Origin of the sequence: Methylophaga sp. (assembly GCF_048266885.1) — a bacterium.
GTDB lineage: Bacteria > Pseudomonadota > Gammaproteobacteria > Nitrosococcales > Methylophagaceae > Methylophaga.
The window spans coordinates 1-21,731 of the sequence record NZ_JBLWYR010000012.1 but is presented as its reverse complement, the minus strand read 5'-3'; the positions used below and the strand labels follow the sequence as shown (position 1 = coordinate 21,731).

At 44.4% G+C, this 21,731-nt stretch carries 18 protein-coding genes; 17 read left to right on the top strand and 1 reads right to left on the bottom strand.

Annotated features, from left to right (window positions below):
- The first annotated feature begins 10 nt into the window (after positions 1-10).
- The 16 genes from prmA to ACN0V2_RS07485 all read left to right on the top strand — a co-directional run bounded on the left by prmA (position 11) and on the right by ACN0V2_RS07485 (position 19,426).
- Entirely contained in the window at positions 11-880 is an 870-nt protein-coding gene (gene prmA / locus ACN0V2_RS07560; RefSeq protein ID WP_417550197.1) for a 50S ribosomal protein L11 methyltransferase, read from the top strand.
- Complete coding sequence (gene dusB, locus ACN0V2_RS07555; RefSeq protein WP_417550196.1) at positions 873-1,874, top strand: tRNA dihydrouridine synthase DusB; 1,002 nt, start codon at positions 873-875, stop codon at positions 1,872-1,874. Before prmA ends, dusB begins: the two co-directional genes overlap by 8 nt.
- Positions 1,871-2,161 (top strand): DNA-binding transcriptional regulator Fis, encoded by a 291-nt coding sequence (fis, locus tag ACN0V2_RS07550; protein ID WP_069294753.1) that lies wholly within the window; start codon positions 1,871-1,873, stop codon positions 2,159-2,161. The genes dusB and fis overlap by 4 nt, the downstream gene beginning before the upstream one ends.
- A gap of 29 nt (positions 2,162-2,190) precedes the next feature.
- Positions 2,191-3,756: a bifunctional phosphoribosylaminoimidazolecarboxamide formyltransferase/IMP cyclohydrolase gene (purH, locus tag ACN0V2_RS07545; RefSeq protein ID WP_417550195.1), complete on the top strand. Its 1,566-nt coding sequence runs from the start codon at positions 2,191-2,193 to the stop codon at positions 3,754-3,756.
- 13 nt (positions 3,757-3,769) lie between these two features.
- On the top strand, positions 3,770-6,403 hold the full coding sequence (locus ACN0V2_RS07540; RefSeq protein ID WP_417550194.1) for a class I adenylate cyclase: 2,634 nt from the start codon (positions 3,770-3,772) through the stop codon (positions 6,401-6,403).
- A gap of 54 nt (positions 6,404-6,457) precedes the next feature.
- A complete protein-coding gene (argC, locus tag ACN0V2_RS07535; RefSeq protein WP_417550193.1) occupies positions 6,458-7,486 on the top strand; it encodes an N-acetyl-gamma-glutamyl-phosphate reductase in 1,029 nt (342 codons plus the stop codon).
- Complete coding sequence (locus ACN0V2_RS07530; RefSeq protein ID WP_417550192.1) at positions 7,486-8,190, top strand: DUF6776 family protein; 705 nt, start codon at positions 7,486-7,488, stop codon at positions 8,188-8,190. The genes argC and ACN0V2_RS07530 overlap by 1 nt, the downstream gene beginning before the upstream one ends.
- Positions 8,191-8,198: 8 nt before the next feature.
- The gene (locus ACN0V2_RS07525; RefSeq protein ID WP_417550191.1) at positions 8,199-8,636 is read left to right on the top strand and encodes a bactofilin family protein; all 438 of its coding nucleotides are present in this window, start codon (positions 8,199-8,201) and stop codon (positions 8,634-8,636) included.
- A gap of 65 nt (positions 8,637-8,701) precedes the next feature.
- The gene (erpA, locus tag ACN0V2_RS07520; RefSeq protein ID WP_292358372.1) at positions 8,702-9,046 is read left to right on the top strand and encodes an iron-sulfur cluster insertion protein ErpA; all 345 of its coding nucleotides are present in this window, start codon (positions 8,702-8,704) and stop codon (positions 9,044-9,046) included.
- Positions 9,047-9,173: 127 nt separating this feature from the next.
- A complete protein-coding gene (locus ACN0V2_RS07515; RefSeq protein WP_417550190.1) occupies positions 9,174-10,430 on the top strand; it encodes a DUF2254 domain-containing protein in 1,257 nt (418 codons plus the stop codon).
- A 112-nt stretch (positions 10,431-10,542) separates the two neighbouring features.
- Entirely contained in the window at positions 10,543-11,157 is a 615-nt protein-coding gene (locus tag ACN0V2_RS07510; RefSeq protein WP_417550189.1) for a TetR/AcrR family transcriptional regulator, read from the top strand.
- A 3-nt stretch (positions 11,158-11,160) separates the two neighbouring features.
- The gene (locus ACN0V2_RS07505; protein WP_417550188.1) at positions 11,161-12,336 is read left to right on the top strand and encodes an efflux RND transporter periplasmic adaptor subunit; all 1,176 of its coding nucleotides are present in this window, start codon (positions 11,161-11,163) and stop codon (positions 12,334-12,336) included.
- 2 nt (positions 12,337-12,338) lie between these two features.
- Positions 12,339-15,485: an efflux RND transporter permease subunit gene (locus ACN0V2_RS07500; RefSeq protein ID WP_417550187.1), complete on the top strand. Its 3,147-nt coding sequence runs from the start codon at positions 12,339-12,341 to the stop codon at positions 15,483-15,485.
- Positions 15,482-16,924, top strand: coding sequence for an efflux transporter outer membrane subunit (locus ACN0V2_RS07495; RefSeq protein ID WP_417550185.1), 1,443 nt, complete (start codon positions 15,482-15,484; stop codon positions 16,922-16,924). The genes ACN0V2_RS07500 and ACN0V2_RS07495 overlap by 4 nt, the downstream gene beginning before the upstream one ends.
- A gap of 79 nt (positions 16,925-17,003) precedes the next feature.
- On the top strand, positions 17,004-17,183 hold the full coding sequence (locus tag ACN0V2_RS07490; RefSeq protein ID WP_417550184.1) for a PLDc N-terminal domain-containing protein: 180 nt from the start codon (positions 17,004-17,006) through the stop codon (positions 17,181-17,183).
- A gap of 188 nt (positions 17,184-17,371) precedes the next feature.
- Entirely contained in the window at positions 17,372-19,426 is a 2,055-nt protein-coding gene (locus ACN0V2_RS07485; protein WP_417550183.1) for a BCCT family transporter, read from the top strand.
- Between the two features lie 53 nt (positions 19,427-19,479).
- On the opposite strand, the gene ACN0V2_RS07480 is transcribed toward ACN0V2_RS07485, so the two are convergent.
- Positions 19,480-20,523, bottom strand: coding sequence for a porin (locus ACN0V2_RS07480; RefSeq protein ID WP_417550182.1), 1,044 nt, complete (start codon positions 20,521-20,523; stop codon positions 19,480-19,482).
- A 365-nt stretch (positions 20,524-20,888) separates the two neighbouring features.
- Here ACN0V2_RS07480 and ACN0V2_RS07475 point away from each other — a divergent pair.
- Positions 20,889-21,731, top strand: an 843-nt coding sequence (locus ACN0V2_RS07475) for a LysR family transcriptional regulator (RefSeq protein ID WP_417550181.1), incomplete at its 3' end; no start/stop codon positions are given.

Genomic DNA, 21,731 nt, shown 5'->3' with positions numbered 1-21,731 from the left:
TCCGTTAATTATGGCTTGGATCCAACTTATTTTCACCAGCTCACCGCAGCAGGCAGAAGCATTATCTGATGCACTGTCTGAGTGCGGTGCTGCGGCTGTTACTTTTCAAGATAATGCCGATCAGCCTATCTATGAACCGGCGATTGGTGAAACACCTTTATGGTCGGCAACCTCAGTTATTGCATTATTTGATGCCGAAACTGACACTGATTCTCTTCTAGCATCATTAAAATCGCAACTAGCTGATTTACCTGAATGCAGGATTGAAGCGGTTGAAGATAAAGATTGGGAACGGGAGTGGATGGATAACTTCAAACCCATCTGCTTCGGTGAAAAATTATGGATTGTGCCCAGCTGGCATCAACCGCCTCAACCAGAAGCCATTAATATTCTGTTAGATCCCGGCTTGGCGTTCGGCACCGGCACGCACCCGACCACCGCATTATGTTTACAATGGTTAGATCAAGCTGATTTAACCGGTAAAACCGTGATTGATTACGGCTGTGGCAGTGGCATCCTGGCGATAGCAGCGGCGCTGCTTGGGGCAAATAAAATTATCGGTGTCGATACAGACCCGCAGGCATTGGAAGCAACCCAGGCCAATGCACTGCGTAATGGCGTCATTATTGAAACCTATCTGCCACAACATTGCCCGACCATTGAATGTGATTTATTACTGGCGAATATTCTGGCTGGTCCGTTACTTGAATTAATGCCACGCTTTTTAGAATTAACCCGTCCTCAATCGCAACTGGTGTTATCAGGATTATTGGATGTACAAGCTGATACTTTACGTCAGCATTACCAAACAGCTTTTGAGATGGATACCCCTGTTGTACTAGAAGAATGGGCTCGTCTGACTGGAGTTCGTCATGGCTGATAAAACACTTTCTATTGGTCCGTACACCTTACCCAATAATTTGTTTCTGGCTCCAATGGCCGGTGTTACTGATCGTCCATTTCGGCAACTGTGCCGAAAACTTGGTGCCGGTATGGCGGTTTCTGAAATGATCACTGCCAATAAAGCGTTATGGGCAAGTAAAAAGTCACTATTACGGGCCAACCACGAAGGTGAACCGGAACCAAGAAGTGTGCAGATAGCCGGTGCTGATCCACAAATGATGGCTGAAGCCGCGCGGCATAATGTGGCAGAAGGCGCTCATATTATTGATATCAATATGGGCTGTCCGGCGAAAAAAGTCTGCAATGTGATGGCGGGTTCCGCTTTGTTACAACATGAAAAGCTAGTCGGTGAAATCCTCGAAGCAGTAGTGAATGCGGTTGATGTTCCGGTGACCTTAAAAATACGTACCGGCTGGGATCGCGATAATCGTAATGGTGTGCGTATTGCTCGAATTGCTGAAGATGCCGGTATTCAAGCCTTAGCCGTGCATGGTCGTACTCGCGCAGATGCCTATAAGGGTGATGCTGAATACGACACCATTGCAGAAATCAAATCGCGAATCGCGATTCCAGTGATTGCTAATGGGGATATTGCCAGCCCAGAAAAAGCATTGTTAGTACTACAGAAAACCGGTGCTGATGGTTTGATGATTGGTCGTGCAGCGCAAGGCAACCCATGGATATTCCAACAAATAAATCATTTTCTACAAACTGGTAATAATTTAGCTGAGCCTTCTGTAACAGAAGTGCAACAGATCTTGATTAGTCACCTCAACACGCTGTACGATTTCTATGGTGAATATTCCGGTGTGCGTATGGCGCGTAAGCATATCGCTTGGTACAGCAAAGGTTTTCGTAATGGAAATGCCTTTCGCCAACAGATGAATACACTGGAGAAAGCTGAACAACAGCTGGCTTTTACAGATGGTTTTTTTGCGCAACTCGCTGACAAGGATTCACTGGCCGCATGAATAACGCGCTGAACAACGACTTAGCTGATTGTATTGATCTTGGCGTGACCGCTGAACAGCAACATGCACCTTTAAATCAATGTGTCACCAACGCGCTGAAAACCTATTTTGAGCAACTGGATGGCCACTCCCCCGCCAATCTTTATGAAATGTTGATGACAGAGGTTGAAGTACCTTTGCTACAAGCAGCATTAGCACACACCCATGGAAATCAAAGTCGCGCTGCCGAAATTCTGGGCATTAATCGCGGCACCCTGCGAAAAAAACTCAAGCAATACGGCTTGTAATCAAGCCTAAATCTCAATCTGGAATCCTGATGAACTCGATTAAACGCGCACTGTTGAGTGTTTCTGATAAAACCGGCATTGTTGAATTTGCCAAACAATTACAAGCTTTGAACGTTGAATTACTGTCTACCGGCGGCACCGCTAAATTGCTTAGCGAAGCCGGTATAAACGTTAAAGAAGTCTCCGAACATACCGGTTTTCCGGAAATGATGGATGGCCGCATCAAAACATTACATCCTAAAATTCATGGTGGCCTGCTGGGGCGTCGCGGCAAAGATGACAGCATTATGCAACAGCATGATATTGCGCCGATTGATTTGGTGGTGGTGAACCTGTATCCGTTTGAAGCGACCGTAGCGCGTGAAGACTGCCCGCTGGAAGATGCGATTGAAAATATTGATATCGGTGGCCCGACCATGTTGCGCGCAGCAGCCAAAAATCATGCTGATGTAACCGTGATTGTTGATCCGGCTGATTACACTCGGGTGATTGAACAGATTCAATCGCAAGGTGGTACCGATGATCACACCCGTTTTGATCTGGCGCTGAAAACCTTTGAACACACAGCCCACTACGATGGTGCTATCGCCAATTATCTGGGCACTATTCAGGCTGATAAAAGCAAATCCGCATTCCCACGCACATTTAACAGTCAGTTCCAGCTCAAACAGGCGATGCGTTATGGTGAAAACCCGCATCAAAAAGCCGCTTTTTATGTTGAAAAACAGGCTGAGACTGGTTCAATCGGTGCTGCTATTCAGCTGCAAGGCAAAGAATTGTCCTATAACAATATTGCTGATACCGATGCCGCCTTGGAATGTGTCAAAATCTTTAAAAATAAATCGGCCTGTGTGATTGTTAAACATGCCAATCCCTGCGGTGTTGCTACTGCAGATGATTTGCTGACAGCTTATGATCTGGCCTATCAAACCGATCCCACCTCTGCGTTTGGCGGTATTATTGCCTTTAACCGTGAGCTGGATGGCAAAACAGCACAAGCCATTATTGACCGTCAGTTTGTTGAAGTGATTATCGCCCCAAAAATCAGCGATGCTGCCAAAGCCGTGGTTGCCGGTAAAGCCAATGTGCGTTTGCTGTGCAGTGGCGATTTCCCATCCACTCCGACCACTGATTTTGATTTCAAACGTGTGACAGGTGGATTACTGGTGCAGGACCGTGATATTCAGATTGTCACTGAGGCTGAATTAAAAGTTGTCACTAAACTGCAACCTACCCAAGAACAACTGGCTGATCTGATGTTTGCCTGGCGAGTGGCTAAATTTGTGAAATCCAACGCGATTGTTTATGCCAAAAACCAGCAAACCGTTGGTATTGGTGCCGGTCAAATGAGCCGCGTAGTCAGCAGCCGTATTGCAGGTATTAAAGCTAATGATGCTGGATTAACGGTTCCCGGTGCGGTAATGGCATCCGATGCCTTTTTCCCGTTCCGAGATGGACTTGATGCAGCTGCCGAAGCTGGAATCAGCGCGGTTATTCAACCTGGTGGTTCGATGCGTGATGATGAAGTCATTGCTGCAGCGGATGAGCATGGCATTGCGATGGTATTTACCGGCATGCGGCATTTCCGCCACTAAGTTTGAGTGACTTGTGGATCGCGCTCAGGCTCTACGTGTATTTCAGGCACATAACCGCGCCAGAATCAGCCGTTTAATAGAGTTAGCGCCGCCCAAGCAGGCGATGTTTTATCGTCTGCTGCCATTGTTGTTTCATATTAATCATAAACTGCTGCCGGGCTATGTCAGTGATGACTGCCCGGCAGGCATAATGGATTATCAGCCTGATAGTGAGGCACTGAACTGTGCCATCAGCCTAAATCGAAATTTCAGCCATCGACGTAAAGCCCTACGTCGTTATGCATTACGCGGCCTCTATCTAATTAATTCTTCAGGACAAATTCGCTACCCAGAGTCTGCCAGCTTTGATTTATGGTTGGTGCATCACGCGACATTAAAGTCAGAGCAACTAGAAATGTTGCAAAAAAAAGCGGAGACAATCTCCCAATGGGCAGCCAATCTGGGGATTCATTTACGCTATCGCTTATTAGACGAAACACAATGCCGGGCTGAGGCCATTTCCAGTTCAGAACGTGAACAGTTTTACCTGCAGGGACTTTGTATCGCTGGTAGTGCTCCACTTTGGTGGCTAATTACCACTGAAGAACAAAAAACTTATGCGCAAATTGCTGAACGTTTATTGTCTCAAAGAGGCTTAACCCAGATCAGTTTGCTGGACTTTGGTTTTGACCAAGCAGCTGAAGCAACTTCTTTATTCAATGAAGCCAGCAAAGCACTGACTAAAGGCATTCAAGGTGATATCACGGCCTTGCTGGATTTAGTGTTTCTGCAACGCCAATTATCGCTGTTCCCAGATACTATTCATTTATCCGAACGCTATAAACAACAGGTGGAGCAATCTGAAACGGACAGTATGTTGGTTGAACCCGCCAGCTTAAAGCTCGCTGAAATAGAACAGTTTGCCAATAGTGAAGAACTGCATCTCGCCCGGCAAGCTTATTACGCACTGTGTTCGGAGAGATTATCCCTTCAAGTTAAACATCCTCCGTTTGCCTGGCGGCGTTATAGTCTGCAAAAGCTTCAAGCTGATTGGAATTGGTCTGCTGAGACACTTAAAATTGAAGATAGCCGCATTAGTTGGAGCTACCCGCAACGCCAACAATGGTGGACATCTCTCACACCAGCATTACAACGGTTTATGGCAACTTTGCAGCTATTTGCCGATCAGCATTTGCCTGGTGGTGTGGATAAGCTCAATGATTTGCAGCAATTACTTGCCATCAGTCTAGACAATGAAGCATCCAGCATTGAACAATTGCCTATTGCTTTGCAGATGAATGAGGGGCCTGAACAGCTGTATCTATATCGATTCAGTGAGCAGGCCGAATGGAAGCTCAGCACTATTCCGCTCAACGATGCAAAACAAATTGGGCTGCAACAACACACCTCTTTGTTACATTTATTGGCTTGGGCCGTGCGTAACCATATCCTTACCTCACGAAGTTGGTTAAGGGTATCTGACCATAAAAATCAGATAAATATTAATCTAGTGCTGGAACTTACCCAGACCTTACTGAAATCTACTTTACCCTACCCTCAGTCAGAAATTACCAGCGAATTATTGCAACAACCGGCAAAAGCAGAACAGGTTATGTTGTTTGCCAATCTGCAAACGGCTGGTGTTGATACTCAACAGGCTGGTGCGGTGCAAATGGCCAGCCTGAATAACGATCCGTTAAGTTATACCTCCAGTAGACAAAATCTGGTGCAAAGTCTTGATCTGTTGATTTATAACAGTTGGGGAAAATGGCATCACTATCGATATGACGGCGACCATGCAGTGGTTGAAACACTAAGCCAGATTCTCAAGTGCCAGCCAACCACCCAACTCAGTAGCCATACTACATGTTGGTGTGCCACCGGCTTTTTTGGTCAAGCTATTAACACACGGTTATTGCGTTTATTTGAGGCGGTATTGACGCATTATCAGTATCACTCTCAACAAGGACGTTATCTGTTAATGCTGGGAGATCGTCTGTCTCAACTGCAATGGCATAACGGTCAAATACACATAAAACTGTTTGCTGCAGAAAAATCGCTGCACCAAGCTCTCGCCGAAGAACAAAAACTATATCTACCGACCCGCGTGGACAGCTATCTGGATACAGATAATTTGCTGAACGCTTTATTAATGTATCAACAACAACAAACCGTTAGCTTATTTGCCTATCGTTTGACAGAAACGACGCAGATTTATGTCGTGGATGAACTGGGCCGCTTACAACAATTTGTTTATCCTGCATTATCGGAGGCTCAGCTCCTCGCACAATTGAAATTATTTATTCGTAACAGCTTGGGTGATGTTGTTATGTACTGCAATTGTTATCAACTACTTAGGCAACAACAGCGCTGGCAGATCAATGCAACCCAACCCGCCCGCCCTAACTCAGCGACTTTCTCAGTTATCTGGCAAATTACCGGCGCTCAGCTGGCATTAAGCTTAAATGCACATACGGTAAAAACCGATCTCGGTGATCCGCAGTTAGTACCCATTTTGACCGAATTATTTCATCAAAACATAGGTCATAAACCTGCCTTTTATTTTATTGATAAGTTACAGTTCGTTCCTAAGGCACCCTACTCCAGTTTATTTTTCCTGAATCGAAAATACGAATTAGAGCAGCAGTTTAATCTTGTTAGACTTTAGATTTCGCCACAGCTCTTTTATGATGTGGAACCTGACCAACAATAAAGAATATGTATGATTAAAGTAGGAATTGTCGGCGGCACTGGTTATACCGGTGTTGAATTACTCCGGTTATTAGCAGTTCACCCACAAGTATCGTTGGAGGTTATCACCTCGCGCAGCGAAGCTGGAATGCCGGTGAGTGACATGTACCCCAATCTGCGTGGACATGTTGATTTGTGTTTCACCGTTCCTGATGACGATGCATTAGCCGCCTGTGATGTAGTGTTTTTTGCTACCCCCCACACAGTAGCTATGGCCACTGTGCCCGCTTTAATCGAACGTGGTGTACGGGTAATTGATTTGTCAGCTGACTTCAGGCTTAAGAATATCGAGTTGTGGGAGAAGTGGTATGCAACACCTCATACCTGCCCGCATTTGGCCGAGCTTGCTGTATATGGTCTGCCTGAACTTAATCGTGAACAAATCCGTGATGCACAATTAGTTGCTGTTGCTGGCTGTTACCCAACCGCTGTCCAGTTAGGTTATATGCCATTGCTGGAAGCTGGACTGATAGATCCGAAACATTTGATTGCCGATGCAAAATCAGGCGTCAGTGGTGCTGGACGCAAAGCCAGTTTCGGCACAATGTTGACCGAAACCAGTGAAAATATGAAAGCTTATGCCGTAGCAGGTCATCGTCATTTACCTGAAATTCGGCAAGGTTTGAATCAAATGAATGGCTCAGAAGTTGGCCTGACATTTGTGCCACATTTAACTCCAATGATTCGCGGCATTCATGCCACGCTATACAGCCAGCTGCAAAAATCAACTGATTTACAAAGCTTGTTCGAACAACGTTTTGCTGATGAACCGTTTGTGGATGTGATGCCAGCAGGTTCTCATCCGGAAACCCGTAGTGTCCGTGGCGCTAATGTTTGCCGAATTGCCGTACATCAACCAGAAAATGCTGATACTGTTGTGGTTTTATCAGTAATTGATAATTTGGTGAAAGGCGCATCAGGTCAGGCGATACAAAATATGAATATCATGTTCGGTCTTGATGAACGTTTAGGCATTAATCACATTGCGACACTTCCCTAATGACGTCACCATTGGATAATTATGTTATTCAACCAAAGCGCACTCGACGTTTTATCTTGTGGATAGTTTTTGCCGTCGTTGTCACAGGGTTACTTCAATGGTATTGGTTTAATCATGACAGCGGCGAAAAGGCGCGTTTGATTGAGCATAATAAACAGATGACGGAACAAGTTGCTTCATTGAAAACGCAACTTATGCAACAAACTGAATCCTCCCAGAGCATGCAACAACTGCAAGCCATGCATCAAGCAACGGTGCAGCAATTGCAAAATCGGCTTGAACAATTGCAAAAGAACGTGATCGAGCTGGACAAAGAACTGCTTTTTTATCAAAACATCACTCAAGGCAATAGTACCAGTGAACTGCAAATACGCGATTTACAGATCCGCCCAGATCCAGAAAACCCGACGCAGTTGCGCTATCGTTTAGCCATAACCCAAGGTAAAAATCTTAGCGAACCTATCACTGGTGAGGCCATTATCAGACTCCAAAACGTTGAAGGCGAAGGTGAGAAAGCGAAAGCCATTGATCTTAACGTCATCGAACACCCACTTAACCTTCGTCATGTACAAGTTATTGAGGGCATATTTAATATGAATGAATTAAAAACGCCTCAGCAAATCAACGTTAGTTTGCGCCAAAAAGACAAAACCCTTGTTTCACGCACCTTTGATTGGCAAACAGATTCGCCCATCGACCAATGAGGTAATTCATGTTCAGTAGTAAAAAGCAAACACGCCGTAAAGCCGCCCGAATAGATACATTAATTGGTGAAAACACCCATATTAAAGGGGATATTCATTTCAGTGGTGGATTACGTATTGATGGTGTTATTACCGGGAATATTACAGCGGATGAAGGCGAACCAGCCTTGTTGACCTTAAGTGAAAAAGGCCGCATAGAAGGTGAGGTTCGAGTACCTTTTCAACTTATAAACGGTGATGTGAAGGGTAACCTTTATGCTACTGAACACATCGAACTTGCCGATAAAGCCAGTATCCGTGGTAACGTTTTTTACAAATTTTTAGAGATGGCAATGGGCAGTGAAGTGAACGGCCAATTAATTCATGTTGGCGAAGCAGAAGAGTCAAATCTTAACCTTGATCATTCCCAATCTGACCCCAACTTAAATATTGAACAACAGTCATAATTCTTGACTATTTTAGTCAGAATTGGATAATAAATGAACAATCTTAGATATTTACGGAGTTAATCATGACCAGCGAAATGCCAAGTCCAGTTCTGTTTACCGATTCGGCGGCGTCAAAAGTCAGTGAACTGATTGCGGAAGAAGGCAATGACCAACTGAAACTGCGCGTATTTATTACAGGCGGTGGTTGCTCCGGATTCCAATATGGTTTTACTTTTGAAGAAGAAGTTAGCGAAGGTGACACCGAAGTTGAAAAATCGGGTGTGACATTGTTGATCGATCCCGCCAGCTACCAATATTTGGTAGGCGCTGAAATTGACTATACCGATGGTGTTGAAGGCTCACAATTTGTGATTCGTAATCCAAATGCCACTACAACATGTGGTTGTGGTTCATCTTTCTCGCCATAGTTCTCACACTTAAAATAGTGCAAAGAAACCACTTTCCCGCGATGCGGTAGAGTGGTTTTTTTATGCTCGTTTGAAATGCACAGCAGGATAAATAAGCTGTAAAACGTTTAAATAAGGACTTTAGAGCATGTTATCCAAATGGCAATGGTTTCTCTCTCAACTCACACGCACTCTGTGGATCCGCGCTTCATTTTTTGCCCTGCTTGCCGTTGTGACAGCACTCATTGCTATTCCAGCCCAACATATGATCGACAACCCGTTTCCATTTAGTGTCGGCTCTGATTCAGTCGGTCAGATTTTGGATATTCTGGCCTCCAGCATGTTGGCAGTAACGACATTTTCATTAAGTGTAATGGTCGCGGCTTACACGGCAGCAAGTAGCAGTGTGACGCCACGTGCCACTAAATTAGTTCAACAAGATACAACCACACAAAATGTTTTAGCCACATTCATTGGCTCATTTTTATACAGTTTAGTTGGCATTGTGGCTTTAAGTACCGATCAATATGGAGAAAATGGCCGCTTAATTTTATTTGTCGTCACTATCGGTGTGATTATTTTAATTGTCATTACTATTTTGCGGTGGATTGAACACCTCTCTCAACTCGGACGAGTAGGTGAAACCACTGAGCGAGTTGAAAATGCTGCAGCCGAGACCATCCTGCAACGCATTAAGAACCCAACACTGGGGGCTAACGAGCTTGTTGAGAAAGATGTCATTCCTGATAATGCCGAAGCGATTTTCGGTAAGAGCATCGGCTATGTTCAACATATTGATATTGGTGCATTGAATGCTTGTGCCGAAAAATATCAGGCTGAAATTGCTGTGCTGGCATTACCTGGAGAATTTGTTCATCCGGCAAAACCGATCGCCTGGATAAATCTGCATGCTAAGGATGAAATCGTTGCGAGTATTTGCTCTGCGATTACTTTAGGTAATGAACGTTCGTTTGATCAAGATCCACGCTTTGGTTTATCCGTTTTAGCAGAAATTGCCTCCAGAGCGCTGTCACCAGCCGTCAATGATCCCGGTACGGCGATTGATGTCATTAACCGTGGGCTGCGAATCTTAATTCCTTGGAAAGACTACAAATCTACCATTAACGATGAGCAAATAATTTATCCCCATGTGTTAGTTCCAGCATTAAATCTTGCTGATTTGTTTGATGATATTTTTATGCCCATAGAACGTGATGGTGTCAATATGATCGAGGTGCAACTTCGTTTACAAAAAGCGTTGGCTTCGCTTGCTCAAGTTGCCCCAAATATTTTTGGCCAAGATGTTTCACGTCATTTGCAGCTTATGAAACAACGCACGTCTCAGTCATCGTTAATTGAGGCAGATAAACAGCGGTTACAACTTATTTATGATGAGCTAATCTAATATTTACCCAATTAACAGTCTCCATATCTCAATAACTTTTTGGCTTTTGTTAACTTTACCTTAACCTAGGACAAGTATATTATGAATGAACGTTCATTCATAAAAGCGTCTTATGTCTCCAGCGAAACCCTCCATCGATAAACGGGAAATTATTTTTTCCGCCACGATAAAGCTACTGGCCAAATATGGATTCCATGGATTTTCCATTAAACAACTCGCTGAAGAGGCCGGGGTTGCTGCCGGTACGATTTATCTTTATTTCAAAGATCGTGATGAGCTTATTCGAGAGTTAAACACCCAAATAATTGATGACTTCATTAAAGCAACGCTTGACGGTCATGATCCAGAGCAATCCATCAAACATCAATATCGCCGTATGTGTTGCAATCTCTGGCATTTTTGTATTGAAAACCCCTGCATTACCCATAGCAAAGCGCAATTTGATCACCTTCCACCGGATATATTACGCAGCCAACGTAGTCATGCATGGGTTGGCCTTCAACCGGTTAAGAATTTGTTTGAGCAGGGACGTAATACAAAACAAATCAAAAATTTATCTGACGATATCTTAATCAGTTTAAGTTTCGAACCTTACTTGTTTCTTTCTCGTCAGCATTTATTGGGTCTTATCCAAGTCAACGACGAGACACTTACACATATCATTGATGCTAGTTGGGACGCTATTGCTTGTTCAACAGCAACTCACGGAAAACACAATCAGGAGTAACAAATGCTGCGCCATTTTTTAACTTATAAAACACTGATGTGGATGAGTATCGTAGCGCTCAGTTTAACGGCATGCCAATCACCAAGTTCCGATGAAGCTCAACAAAACAGCACACCGCCGCCAGCGGCTAAAGTAGATGTTCTGACCTTAATTCCTCAAACAGTTACCGTTATTACTGAATTACCTGCGCGCACCGTAGCATTTCGACAAGCAGAAGTGCGCCCACAGGTTAATGGCATCATCGAAAAGCGTCTGTTCGAAGAAGGGGCGGAAGTTAAAGCAGGTCAACAGCTTTATCAAATAGATGAGGCGCCATTTCAAGCGGCATTACAAATGGCTAAAGCCGAATTAGCCCGAGCTGAGGCAAATATCAAATCCACTAAAGCACGTGCCGATCGCTTTGAGGGGTTAATCAATAATAAAGCCATCAGTCAGCAAGATTATGATGATGCCTTAGCATCATACTTACAGGCGCAAGCCGAAGTTGCTGTAGCTCAGGCAAATATTAAAACAGCTGAAATAAATTTACGTTATACCAAAGTAGATGCGCCGATTGAGGGTCGTATTAGCCGGTCAAATATTACCGAAGGCGCACTGGTCACCGCTCAACAAGATAATGCGTTGGCTACGATTACCCAAATTGACCCAATTTACGTCGACATTTCTCAAGCGTCAAAAGAAATCTTGAGATTACGCCGGCAATTAATGTCGGGGAAAATTACTGAGGGAGATGCTGCTCAAGTCACATTAAAGTTGGAAGATGGATCGACTTATCAACATAAAGGTGAACTGCAATTCTCCGAAGTAAATGTAAATGCAGATACTGGAAGCCTGGTGATGAGAGCCAAATTTCCTAACCCAGAGGGCCTGCTTTTACCTGGCATGTATGTAAAAACTGAAATCAATGAAGGAACAATGCAAGATGCGATTTTGGTGCCGCATAAAGCCGTCATGTTTTCACGTGAAGGTAACGCAAATGTCATGTTGGTCAATAGTGAAAATAAAGTTGAGCAACGCCTTATCGAAGTGAAGCAATCGATTGGACATAACTGGTTGGTGTATGAAGGTCTCTCAGGCGGAGAAAAAGTGATTGTAGAAGGTTTGCAGAAAATTGGCGTAGACGCTCCTGTAGAAATCGAAGTCGATACTGAGTCCACTAGTCTGGAAACTAAGGAGTAATCATGGCGCGCTTTTTTATTGATCGCCCTATTTTTGCTTGGGTTATTGCGATCTTAATCATGCTGGCCGGTTTGCTGTCGATTTTCCAGTTACCGATTGCACAATACCCAGGTATCGCCCCTACTGCCATTGAAATTCGCACAACTTATCCAGGTGCTTCGGCCAAAGTAGTGGAGGATTCGGTGATTCAGGTTATCGAGCAAAACCTCACCGGTTTGGATGACTTGCAATATATCAGCTCCACCAGTGATTCCAGTGGCGTTGGACAAATAACAGTAACCTTCCAAGCCGATACTGATCCCGATATTGCACAGGTTCAAGTACAAAATAAACTGCAAGCAGCCATGCCTTTGCTGCCTCAGGAAGTACAACAACAAGGACTTGAGATCACTAAATCCAGTACAGGTTTTTTGATGGTGTTGGGGTTTGTTTCAAATAACGGAAAAATGGATCGATATGATATCGCCGATTATGTCGCGGCCAATATCCAAGACCCAGTGAGCCGAGTAAACGGTGTCGGGCAAATCAATCTCTTTGGTTCGCAATATGCGATGCGAATTTGGCTAAATGCCAATAGTCTGGCCAATTACAAATTAACCACCGCTGATGTCGTCACGGCTATTCGTGAGCAAAACGTGCAAATTGCCGCGGGCGAAATTGGTGGAACACCAGCCGTCGAAGGGCAACAAATTGCTGCCAGTATTGTGGTCGAAACGCGGATGGAAACCATCGGCGAATTTGAAAACATTCTACTGCGAGTCAATCAGGACGGCTCCGAAGTCCGTATTAAAGATGTTGCTGACGTGTCGTTAGGTGGTGAAAATTTTCAGTTTGAAACCGAATACAATAAACAATCTGCTGCCGGACTTGGGATCACCTTGGCTTCGGGTGCAAATGCACTTGAAACTGCTCAGATGATCCGTGATCGCATTGCCGAACTCGAGCCTTTCTTTCCAGAGGGCTTAGAAGTCACTTACCCTTATGACACCACGCCTTTTGTCAAAATATCTATCGAAGGCGTCGTAAAAACACTGGTTGAAGCGATGATTCTGGTGTTTCTGGTGATGTATCTGTTCTTACAGAATTTTCGTGCCACGCTGATCCCGACCATTGCGGTACCGGTAGTAATTTTGGGTACCTTCGGCATTCTGTTTGCGTTTGGTTTCTCCATCAATATGTTGACCATGTTTGCCATGGTGCTGGCGATCGGTCTATTAGTGGATGATGCCATCGTTGTGGTGGAAAACGTAGAACGGGTTATTCATGAGGAAGGCTTGCCTCCCAAAGAAGCCACCCGAAAATCTATGGACCAAATTACCGGCGCGCTTGTCGGGATTGTGTTGACCGTTTCCGCTGTGTTTATACCCATGGCCTTTTTCCCAGGTTCGACCGGCGTAATTTATCGACAATTCTCCATCACCGTGGTCTCGGCAATGGCGTTATCATTATTAATCGCCGTCACCCTGACACCAGCACTTTGTGCTTCATTACTGAAAGATGCCAAACACGATCCAGCGAATAAACGCGGCTTTTTTGGCTGGTTTAACCGCAGCTTTGAACGCACCAGTAAAGGCACTCAAAGTGCCGTCGGTTATTTAATTAAACGCTCATTACGCGTGATGCTGATTTATGTATTGATTTTGGGTGGTTTGGCCTATTTATTTACGCAATTGCCTTCTTCATTTTTCCCAGATGAAGATCAGGGTATTTTATTCACTGAAATGCAGTTACCCGTTAATGCTTCAAAAGAACGTTCGATTGAAGTGATGAATCGCATTGAAGATTATTACCTTGAACAAGAAGGTGATAATGTCGAATCGATTTTTTCTGTCATCGGTTATAGCTTTAGTGGTCGAGGCCAAAACAGTGGCCTGATTTTTGTGAACTTAAAAAGTTGGGATCAACGCACTGAACCTGAACAAAGTGCACAAGCCATTGCCAATCGTGCTTCTGGTTATTTCAGTCAGTTTAAAGATGCTGTCGCGTTTGCAATTGCCCCTCCCCCTATTCGCGAGTTGGGTAATGCCAGTGGTTTTAATATGATGCTGCAGGATTTAGGTGGACTCGGCCATGATGAATTGATTGAGGCCCGTGATACTTTGTTAATGCAAGCCAATCAAGATCATCGATTAAACCAAGTTCGACATAGTGGCTTGCAAGATCGTCCACAATTTAAGATTGATATTAACCATCAAAAAGCCATGTCTTTTGGGGTTTCTTTGGATGATATTAACAGCACATTTGGAACAGCATGGGGCTCCACCTACGTAAATGACTTCATTGATAAAGGTCGTGTCAAACGAGTTTACGTTCAAGGTGATGCACCATTTAGAATGATGCCTGAAAATGTAGGCGACTGGTATGTGCGTAATGATGTTGGAGATATGGTGCCATTATCGGCGATAAGTGATTCCCGATGGATATTTGGCTCACCACGTCTTGAACGCTACAACGGTGTTCCAGCGATGAATATTCAGGGGCAAGCTGCAGCTGGTCTAAGTTCCGGTGAGGCAATGGAAGCCATGGAAGAATTAGTCGCTCAATTGCCAGAGGGTTTTGGCTATGAATGGACAGCACTTTCTTTACAAGAACGTGCTTCCGGGGCACAGGCGCCTCTTTTGTATGCATTATCGATTTTAGTGGTGTTTCTATTCTTAGCTGCCTTATACGAAAGTTGGTCGGTTCCCTTTTCGGTCATGCTCGTTGTTCCACTTGGTGTGTTGGGAGCCGTGGCACTTGCATTAAGCAGAGAAATGTCTAACGACATTTATTTCCAAGTAGGATTGCTGACAACAATAGGCTTATCCGCTCGAAATGCCATTTTAATTGTCGAGTTTGCGAAGTCACTTTATGAAGACGGCATGTCGCTGACGGATGCAACACTGGAAGCAATCAGAATGCGGCTTCGTCCAATTGCCATGACAGCTTTGACTTTCATGCTTGGTGTCACACCGCTAATGTTGGCGAGTGGTGCAGGTAGTGGTGCGCAAAATGCTATTGGCACTGGTGTGTTTGGTGGCATGTTAGCAGCGACGACGCTGGCGATATTTTTTATCCCTGTATTCTTTGTAGTGATCTTTACATTGGCCCAAAAAATTACTGGTAAAACACCTGCCAAAGCGCAGGTTTCTCAAGGAGAAACGGCATGAATGCCAAATTAAAACTCATTTCTGTAATGACATTATCTGCAGTGCTAAGCGCTTGCTCAATGATTCCAGATTATCAACGTCCCGCTAATCCGGTGATGCTGGAAAACGCTGATTCGGCCGTTAATGCCTCATTGGCTGCTGATACAGGTTGGCAGGATTTTTATCAGGACAAACAACTACAGCAGCTCATTGCCCTGTCATTGGAAAATAATCGCAACCTTCGTGCGACTGTTTTGCAGGTTGAGCAATTACGAGCACAGTACAAAATCCAACGTGCAGAGCTCTTCCCAGCGGTTGATGGTACTGCCAGTGCTACGCGTCAACGAGTACCTGAAGGTCTTAGCTCAAGCAGTCAAACTATTGGTGGTGGCGGAATTTACGAAGAATACCAAGTTGGCGTTGGAATATCCTCTTGGGAAATAGACTTTTTCGGGCGGATCGACAGTTTGCGACAAGCCGCTCTGGAGCAATTTCTTGCGAGTGAGTCCAGTCGAAGAAGCATTCAATTGACATTAGTTTCCGAAGTAGCAGATGCCTGGTTCAGCTGGCAAGCAACCGTTGCCCAATTGGATTTTTCTAGCTCGACACGCAAAGCTCGTGAAGAAAGTTATGAACTTATTAATAAACGCTTTGAATCTGGTCTAGCTTCTGAACTTGCGTTGAGACAAGCGGAAACGGCATTGCATGAAGCCCGCATTGCCGAGTCCAGCTTTCAGCAACAAGCCAATCAAAACTTTACCGCACTTGAGTTATTGGTCGGCCAAACCTTGGATCGTCAACAATGGCAAGCGGATTGGGATGATGATGGGGAGTTGCTGCAAGACTTACCGGTGAATCTCTCGTCAGAAGTGTTACTGGCAAGACCAGATGTCATGCAGGCTGAACATCAGGTTAAGGCTGCATATGCCGATATCGGTGCAGCTAGGGCAGCATTTTTCCCGCGTATTAGCTTAACAACAGCCATTGGTATTGGCGGGTCTACACCTTCAGATCTAAGCAACTCTGGGAATCGTAGTTGGCAGATTTCCCCACAATTATCTTTACCTTTACTCGATTGGGGTGTGAATGATGCCAATCTTGATGTGGCTGAATTGCAAAAAGATATCAATATCGCTCGCTATCAAGAAACCATTCAGCAAGCTTTCAAAGAAGTGTTAGATGAAATGCAGGCGAGAGAAACGCTTGATGCTCAACTTAGCGCTCAACAGGATTTAACCAAAGCCACCAATCGCAGTCTAGAATTAGCCCAAATTCGTTATGATGCCGGTGTGGACAGTTATCTAGAAGTATTGGATGCACAGCGCAGTCACATTGATGCTCAGCTGGCCCAGATTGATACCCGTTTAGCCAGATTACGGAATCAATTGACACTCTATAAAGCTTTGGGTGGCGGTCTGAAAGCATATGCTGGTGAGGTAATCGAACCAGCTACACCATGAAAATAGTTGGTTTAACAGACCATTTATCGTTATGCTAGGACAGACTAAATTTTTATCTGACTAGCAAAGGAGCGACAAAATGGGTGTTGAAGTTGGTGGTCTGTTAGGCCTGATTTGGCTAATCATCATTATTTGGGCCATTTTGAAAGTGGCTAAGAGTGGTGCAGGTACTATGTCCAAAGTATTATGGATTTTAGTTTTACTGCTTTTCCCACTAATCGGCCTGATATTCTGGTTCCTTCTAGGGCCTAAAGGCTAGACCGCTATATCACCGTACAAACTGCAAGCAGTTTGTACGGTTTTTTTCTGCACCGGCCAGCCGGCATGCAATATGCCGATAATGTAAACATACTCATAGCCATTACATTGTCCGCATCAGGCTAAGGCCTTTCATTTTCATATTGCATGACCCACGTGATTCGTCTGAATCCAAAACGGAGTTTGATCATGCAAACTGAGTCCAAAATTCCATCTACTATCCTCGTTCCTGTGTTCGTACCCGCAGTTATTATCACGTTATTGTTAGTAATCGGCACAATTAGCAACCCAGAATTAGCTGGCGAGGCCTTTGCCGCCACGCTCAGTTATTTGACCAAAACCTTTGGTTGGTTTTATATGCTGGCAGTCGCTTTCTTTCTGGTTTTTATAGTGACGGTGGCGATCTCCAGTTGGGGAAAAACGAAACTAGGACCTGATCACGCCGAACCGCAATACAGTTTTCCTGCTTGGTTTGCGATGTTATTTTCAGCGGGTTACGGTATTGCCCTGTTGTTTTTTGGGGTGGCTGAACCGGTATTGCATTATGCATCACCACCACAAGGCGCCCCTGAAACCGTTGATGCGGCTAAGCAGGCTATGCAAATCGCCTTTTTCCACTGGGGCTTTCATATCTGGGCAATTTACGGATTAACCGGTCTGGTTCTGGCTTATTTTGCCTTTCGCCATGGTTTGCCGTTATCGATGCGGTCTGCACTTTATCCACTTATCGGCGAGCGAATTTATGGCCCCATTGGTCATACCGTGGACGTCATTGCCATTCTGGGCACTTTATTTGGTATTGCTACGACACTCGGGCTTTCTGTTGCACAGATAAACGCCGGGATGAATTATTTATGGCCCAGTATTCCAGTGAGCATATTTGTTCAGGTTGTCACCATAGCGGGTATTACTTTGCTTGCTATTTTTTCTGTGGTGGCCGGTCTTGATAAAGGCGTAAAACGCTTATCTATCCTCAATATGGTGTTGGCCGTATCGTTGATGCTGTTTGTATTTATTGCCGGTCCAAGCATAATTATTTTAGAAACTTTTTTACAAAATACCGGCAGTTATCTGAACAATATTGTTGAACGAACCTTTAATTTGCAGGCTTATACACGCAGTGACTGGATCGGCAACTGGACCTTGTTTATCTTTGGCTGGACCATCGCATGGGCACCGTTTGTCGGGCTATTCATTGCCAAGATTAGCCGTGGCCGGACCATTCGTCAGTTTGTGTTCGGAGTGCTATTGGTACCTACGATATTTACTTTTATCTGGTTCTCTATTTTTGGTGATACCGCCCTTAACATGATTATGAACCAGGGCTATACGGCGCTGATTACCGAAGTGCAAAACGACACTGCCATAGCGTTGTTCAAGCTTTATGAGCGTTTGCCTCTAACCTCGATAGTGTCGTTTATCACTGTGATTTTGATCATGACGTTCTTTGTTACCTCCTCTGACTCGGGGTCACTGGTAATTGATTCATTAGCTTCGGGAGGCGCCAGCGTAACGCCAGTATGGCAACGGGTTTTCTGGGCAACTTTAGAAGGACTGGTAGCGGCAGCGTTATTAATTGCCGGAGGCTTAAGTGCCTTGCAAACCATGAGCATTACCAGTGCATTGCCGTTTGCCATCATTATGGTGCTGGCAGCCATTGGTATGTGGCGGGCCCTAGCCATTGAAGGCCATCGTGAGGCGAGTTTGTCAGCTTATATGCATAGCTCACAACATAGTCCCGGTAATTGGAAAAAACGCTTAGCTGGATTAATTCATTATCCGGATTATCAGCAGGTGGCTGAGTTTATTAAAACGACAGCTCATCCGGCAATGCAGAATGTTGAGTCGGTTTTACGTGAGAAAGGCTGGCCAGTAAATGTGTTTTTTGATGATACCCAGCATCGTGCCTATATTGAGGTTGTTCGTGATGAAGAGCTGGATTTCATCTATGAAATCCGTATGCGTGGCTATGCTATGCCGACATTTGCCTACCCGCAGATGTCAAGCAGTGAAGATGGTGACAAACGTTATTACCGCGCCGAAGTGTTTATGCGAAGAGGTGGCGCTGCTTATGATGTGTTTAACTGCGATCAGCAGGAAGTCATTGATGACATTCTGAATCAATTCGAAAAATACCTGCATTTTATTCATATCTCACCCGGTATCTTGCCTTGGAAAATGCAAGAGCATGATGAGATGCTTAATGACAAAGGTGAACTGAATGATGAACGGTTAAAGTCTTGATTAGACAAAAGTTACTCACTCTGGCTGACAGCAATGTTGCGCTGGAGTGAGTTCTACATATTCAGGTCATAACGAAATCCCACCAAAAACAATTTTCCGCCGCTAATATTGGCATCAAAACCATCAAGTCCCGCTTGTTTAGCAGTGATAGCGGCGGTTTCCTGCTCTTGATAAAACTCAGCAAACAGTCTTAAGTCCTGATTGATTCGATGATCGATACCTAAATGAATGACTGCTTCGCCATAAGCTTCAACATTGGCCAGCATTATTTTGTAGGTATTCTTATCCTGATAATAAGCACTGTATAAATTAATAGCTTGCGCCCTATCACCATAAAAACTGTTGGGGTTATCGGTATCAGTAATTTCGTATTTAACCGCCCAAGACCATGCTCCTTTCGCATGAGACAATGTCATGCCATAAATCCTATCCTGGTAACCATCGGTATTTCCACGGTCGTCCATTCCAATGGCAAGGCGTGTCTTATCAGCTAATTGATAACTAGCTACCGCTTGAATACGACGGTCATCAATCCTGGAAGGTGAACGGATATTGCCATCACGTGTGGAATAAGAACCGCCAAAGCTTAGCCCTCGCCAAACCGGGCTTTCATACGCAAGCGTTTCTTTCACGCGAAAGGTGGTGTAGGTTGCAAACCCGCTGTAAAAGCTACTGAATTGATCTACTGGAAAGGTAATGGCGTTGTAATAAGGCATCCACTGCTGCCCCCCCGTGATAGTACCGATATCGCTGGTGAGACCTATTAAACCTACACGAACAGTTTCTGCGTTAGTGCGTCCGACTCCACCCTGATCGTAAGAATCACGAAAACGAAAATTGGCAATATCAAAAGGCAATTCCAACTGAGTAAATAAAGATGTGTCCTCAGAAAACTCATATGCGGCATTAAAACCGACACGTGAATAGGCATCACGTAAACCACGATAAGCAGACATCGCTTGCTCGTTATCAGTATTCACCGCTTCTGCTTGCATGCGGATTGAACTGTAGATGTTATAACTGAACGCGGATTCATCGCTATATGCCCCTGCACTTACCGCAAGATTCAGCCACAAAATCTTAGTGGCGCATCTCATAATTCACTCCTTTGCTTTTTACTAACCTAACAGAGGTGTGGCAAACGAGAGTAGCAAAATATCCAAGGCGTATTAAAAATAAAAAACCCGGTGTACTTTGCAGCAACACCGGGAAAGGGCAAACAAACAATAAATCGGGGAGCGTTTTATACCATTTATGTATTAATTCACGATGTTAATTCTTTCTTAACCGCGGCTTGTTTAAGCTAAACACACTAAAAAGTACACCAACGTTTCAATGGTGGTGGAGATCCATTTAATTCTTTACAATGCTCTTCACTAGATGCAAATGATATTGCTTATTATTTGTATTGGAAAGCATTTAATCATCAACATCAAGTTGCAAAAATCTGAACGGGATTATTATGAAAAATCGTGCAGTTTTGCCAGATATGAAAGCGGTTGTCGCCTTTGTAGAGATCATTCGATCTGGTAGTTTGACTTTTACCGCGGAACAACTGGATATTCCAAAATCAACCTTGAGTAGACGTATTACCCAACTTGAAGATCGTGTAGGTCAAAAATTACTGCGCCGCGAATCTAACCGGCTCATCCCCACACAGGCTGGTCAGTTATTTGCAGATTATTGTCAGCAATTTATCGACCTCGCCCAACAAAGTCAGCTGGCATTAGATGCTCTGCAAATGGAAGTTAGTGGAGAGCTTAACTTCACTTTTCATAATGCATTCAGTTGTTCTTGGCTTAGCGATAAAGTAGAAATGTTGATGGCTGAACATCCCAAGCTGCATCTCAAAATGCGAACCGGCTTTAATCTACCTCAGGCAACTGTAGGAGAATCTGTCACCTTGTGGCTGGGCAACATCAATGAAAATGGTTTACGTCAGGAGTGTCTGGGACACCTCAGCCAAGGAATTTATGCTAGTCCTGACTATCTCCAACACGCTGCTGAAATCAATCATCCTCGTCAGCTGATTGAGCATGAATGGGTTGATACCTTAGAGCAATCTAATGAGGAAATTTCACTTAAAAATCCTCAGGAAAAAACATTTAAATTACCCGCCAGACCATCCCGTATGTCAGCAGATCAATTTGTGATGCAGGCTGATGCAATTGCTCGTGGCAAAGGCTTAGGTTTTTACCCAAACTGGCTGGCTGAATTAAAACTAAAAAATACTTCTCAGGTTTTACATCGATGCTTACCAGAATGGAATGGACCCGCCTTACCTATCTGTTTGGTGTTTCCATAT

What these genes read in the sequence shown, in the direction of transcription:
- prmA (WP_417550197.1), top strand. Translation starts at nt 11, where the DNA reads ATGGCTTGGATCCAACTTATTTTCACCAGCTCACCGCAGCAGGCAGAA.
- dusB (WP_417550196.1), top strand. Translation starts at nt 873, where the DNA reads ATGGCTGATAAAACACTTTCTATTGGTCCGTACACCTTACCCAATAAT.
- fis (WP_069294753.1), top strand. Translation starts at nt 1,871, where the DNA reads ATGAATAACGCGCTGAACAACGACTTAGCTGATTGTATTGATCTTGGC.
- purH (WP_417550195.1), top strand. Translation starts at nt 2,191, where the DNA reads ATGAACTCGATTAAACGCGCACTGTTGAGTGTTTCTGATAAAACCGGC.
- argC (WP_417550193.1), top strand. Translation starts at nt 6,458, where the DNA reads ATGATTAAAGTAGGAATTGTCGGCGGCACTGGTTATACCGGTGTTGAA.
- ACN0V2_RS07530 (WP_417550192.1), top strand. Translation starts at nt 7,486, where the DNA reads ATGACGTCACCATTGGATAATTATGTTATTCAACCAAAGCGCACTCGA.
- ACN0V2_RS07525 (WP_417550191.1), top strand. Translation starts at nt 8,199, where the DNA reads ATGTTCAGTAGTAAAAAGCAAACACGCCGTAAAGCCGCCCGAATAGAT.
- erpA (WP_292358372.1), top strand. Translation starts at nt 8,702, where the DNA reads ATGACCAGCGAAATGCCAAGTCCAGTTCTGTTTACCGATTCGGCGGCG.
- ACN0V2_RS07515 (WP_417550190.1), top strand. Translation starts at nt 9,174, where the DNA reads ATGTTATCCAAATGGCAATGGTTTCTCTCTCAACTCACACGCACTCTG.
- ACN0V2_RS07510 (WP_417550189.1), top strand. Translation starts at nt 10,543, where the DNA reads ATGTCTCCAGCGAAACCCTCCATCGATAAACGGGAAATTATTTTTTCC.
- ACN0V2_RS07505 (WP_417550188.1), top strand. Translation starts at nt 11,161, where the DNA reads ATGCTGCGCCATTTTTTAACTTATAAAACACTGATGTGGATGAGTATC.
- ACN0V2_RS07500 (WP_417550187.1), top strand. Translation starts at nt 12,339, where the DNA reads ATGGCGCGCTTTTTTATTGATCGCCCTATTTTTGCTTGGGTTATTGCG.
- ACN0V2_RS07495 (WP_417550185.1), top strand. Translation starts at nt 15,482, where the DNA reads ATGAATGCCAAATTAAAACTCATTTCTGTAATGACATTATCTGCAGTG.
- ACN0V2_RS07490 (WP_417550184.1), top strand. Translation starts at nt 17,004, where the DNA reads ATGGGTGTTGAAGTTGGTGGTCTGTTAGGCCTGATTTGGCTAATCATC.
- ACN0V2_RS07485 (WP_417550183.1), top strand. Translation starts at nt 17,372, where the DNA reads ATGCAAACTGAGTCCAAAATTCCATCTACTATCCTCGTTCCTGTGTTC.
- ACN0V2_RS07480 (WP_417550182.1), bottom strand. Translation starts at nt 20,523, where the DNA reads ATGAGATGCGCCACTAAGATTTTGTGGCTGAATCTTGCGGTAAGTGCA.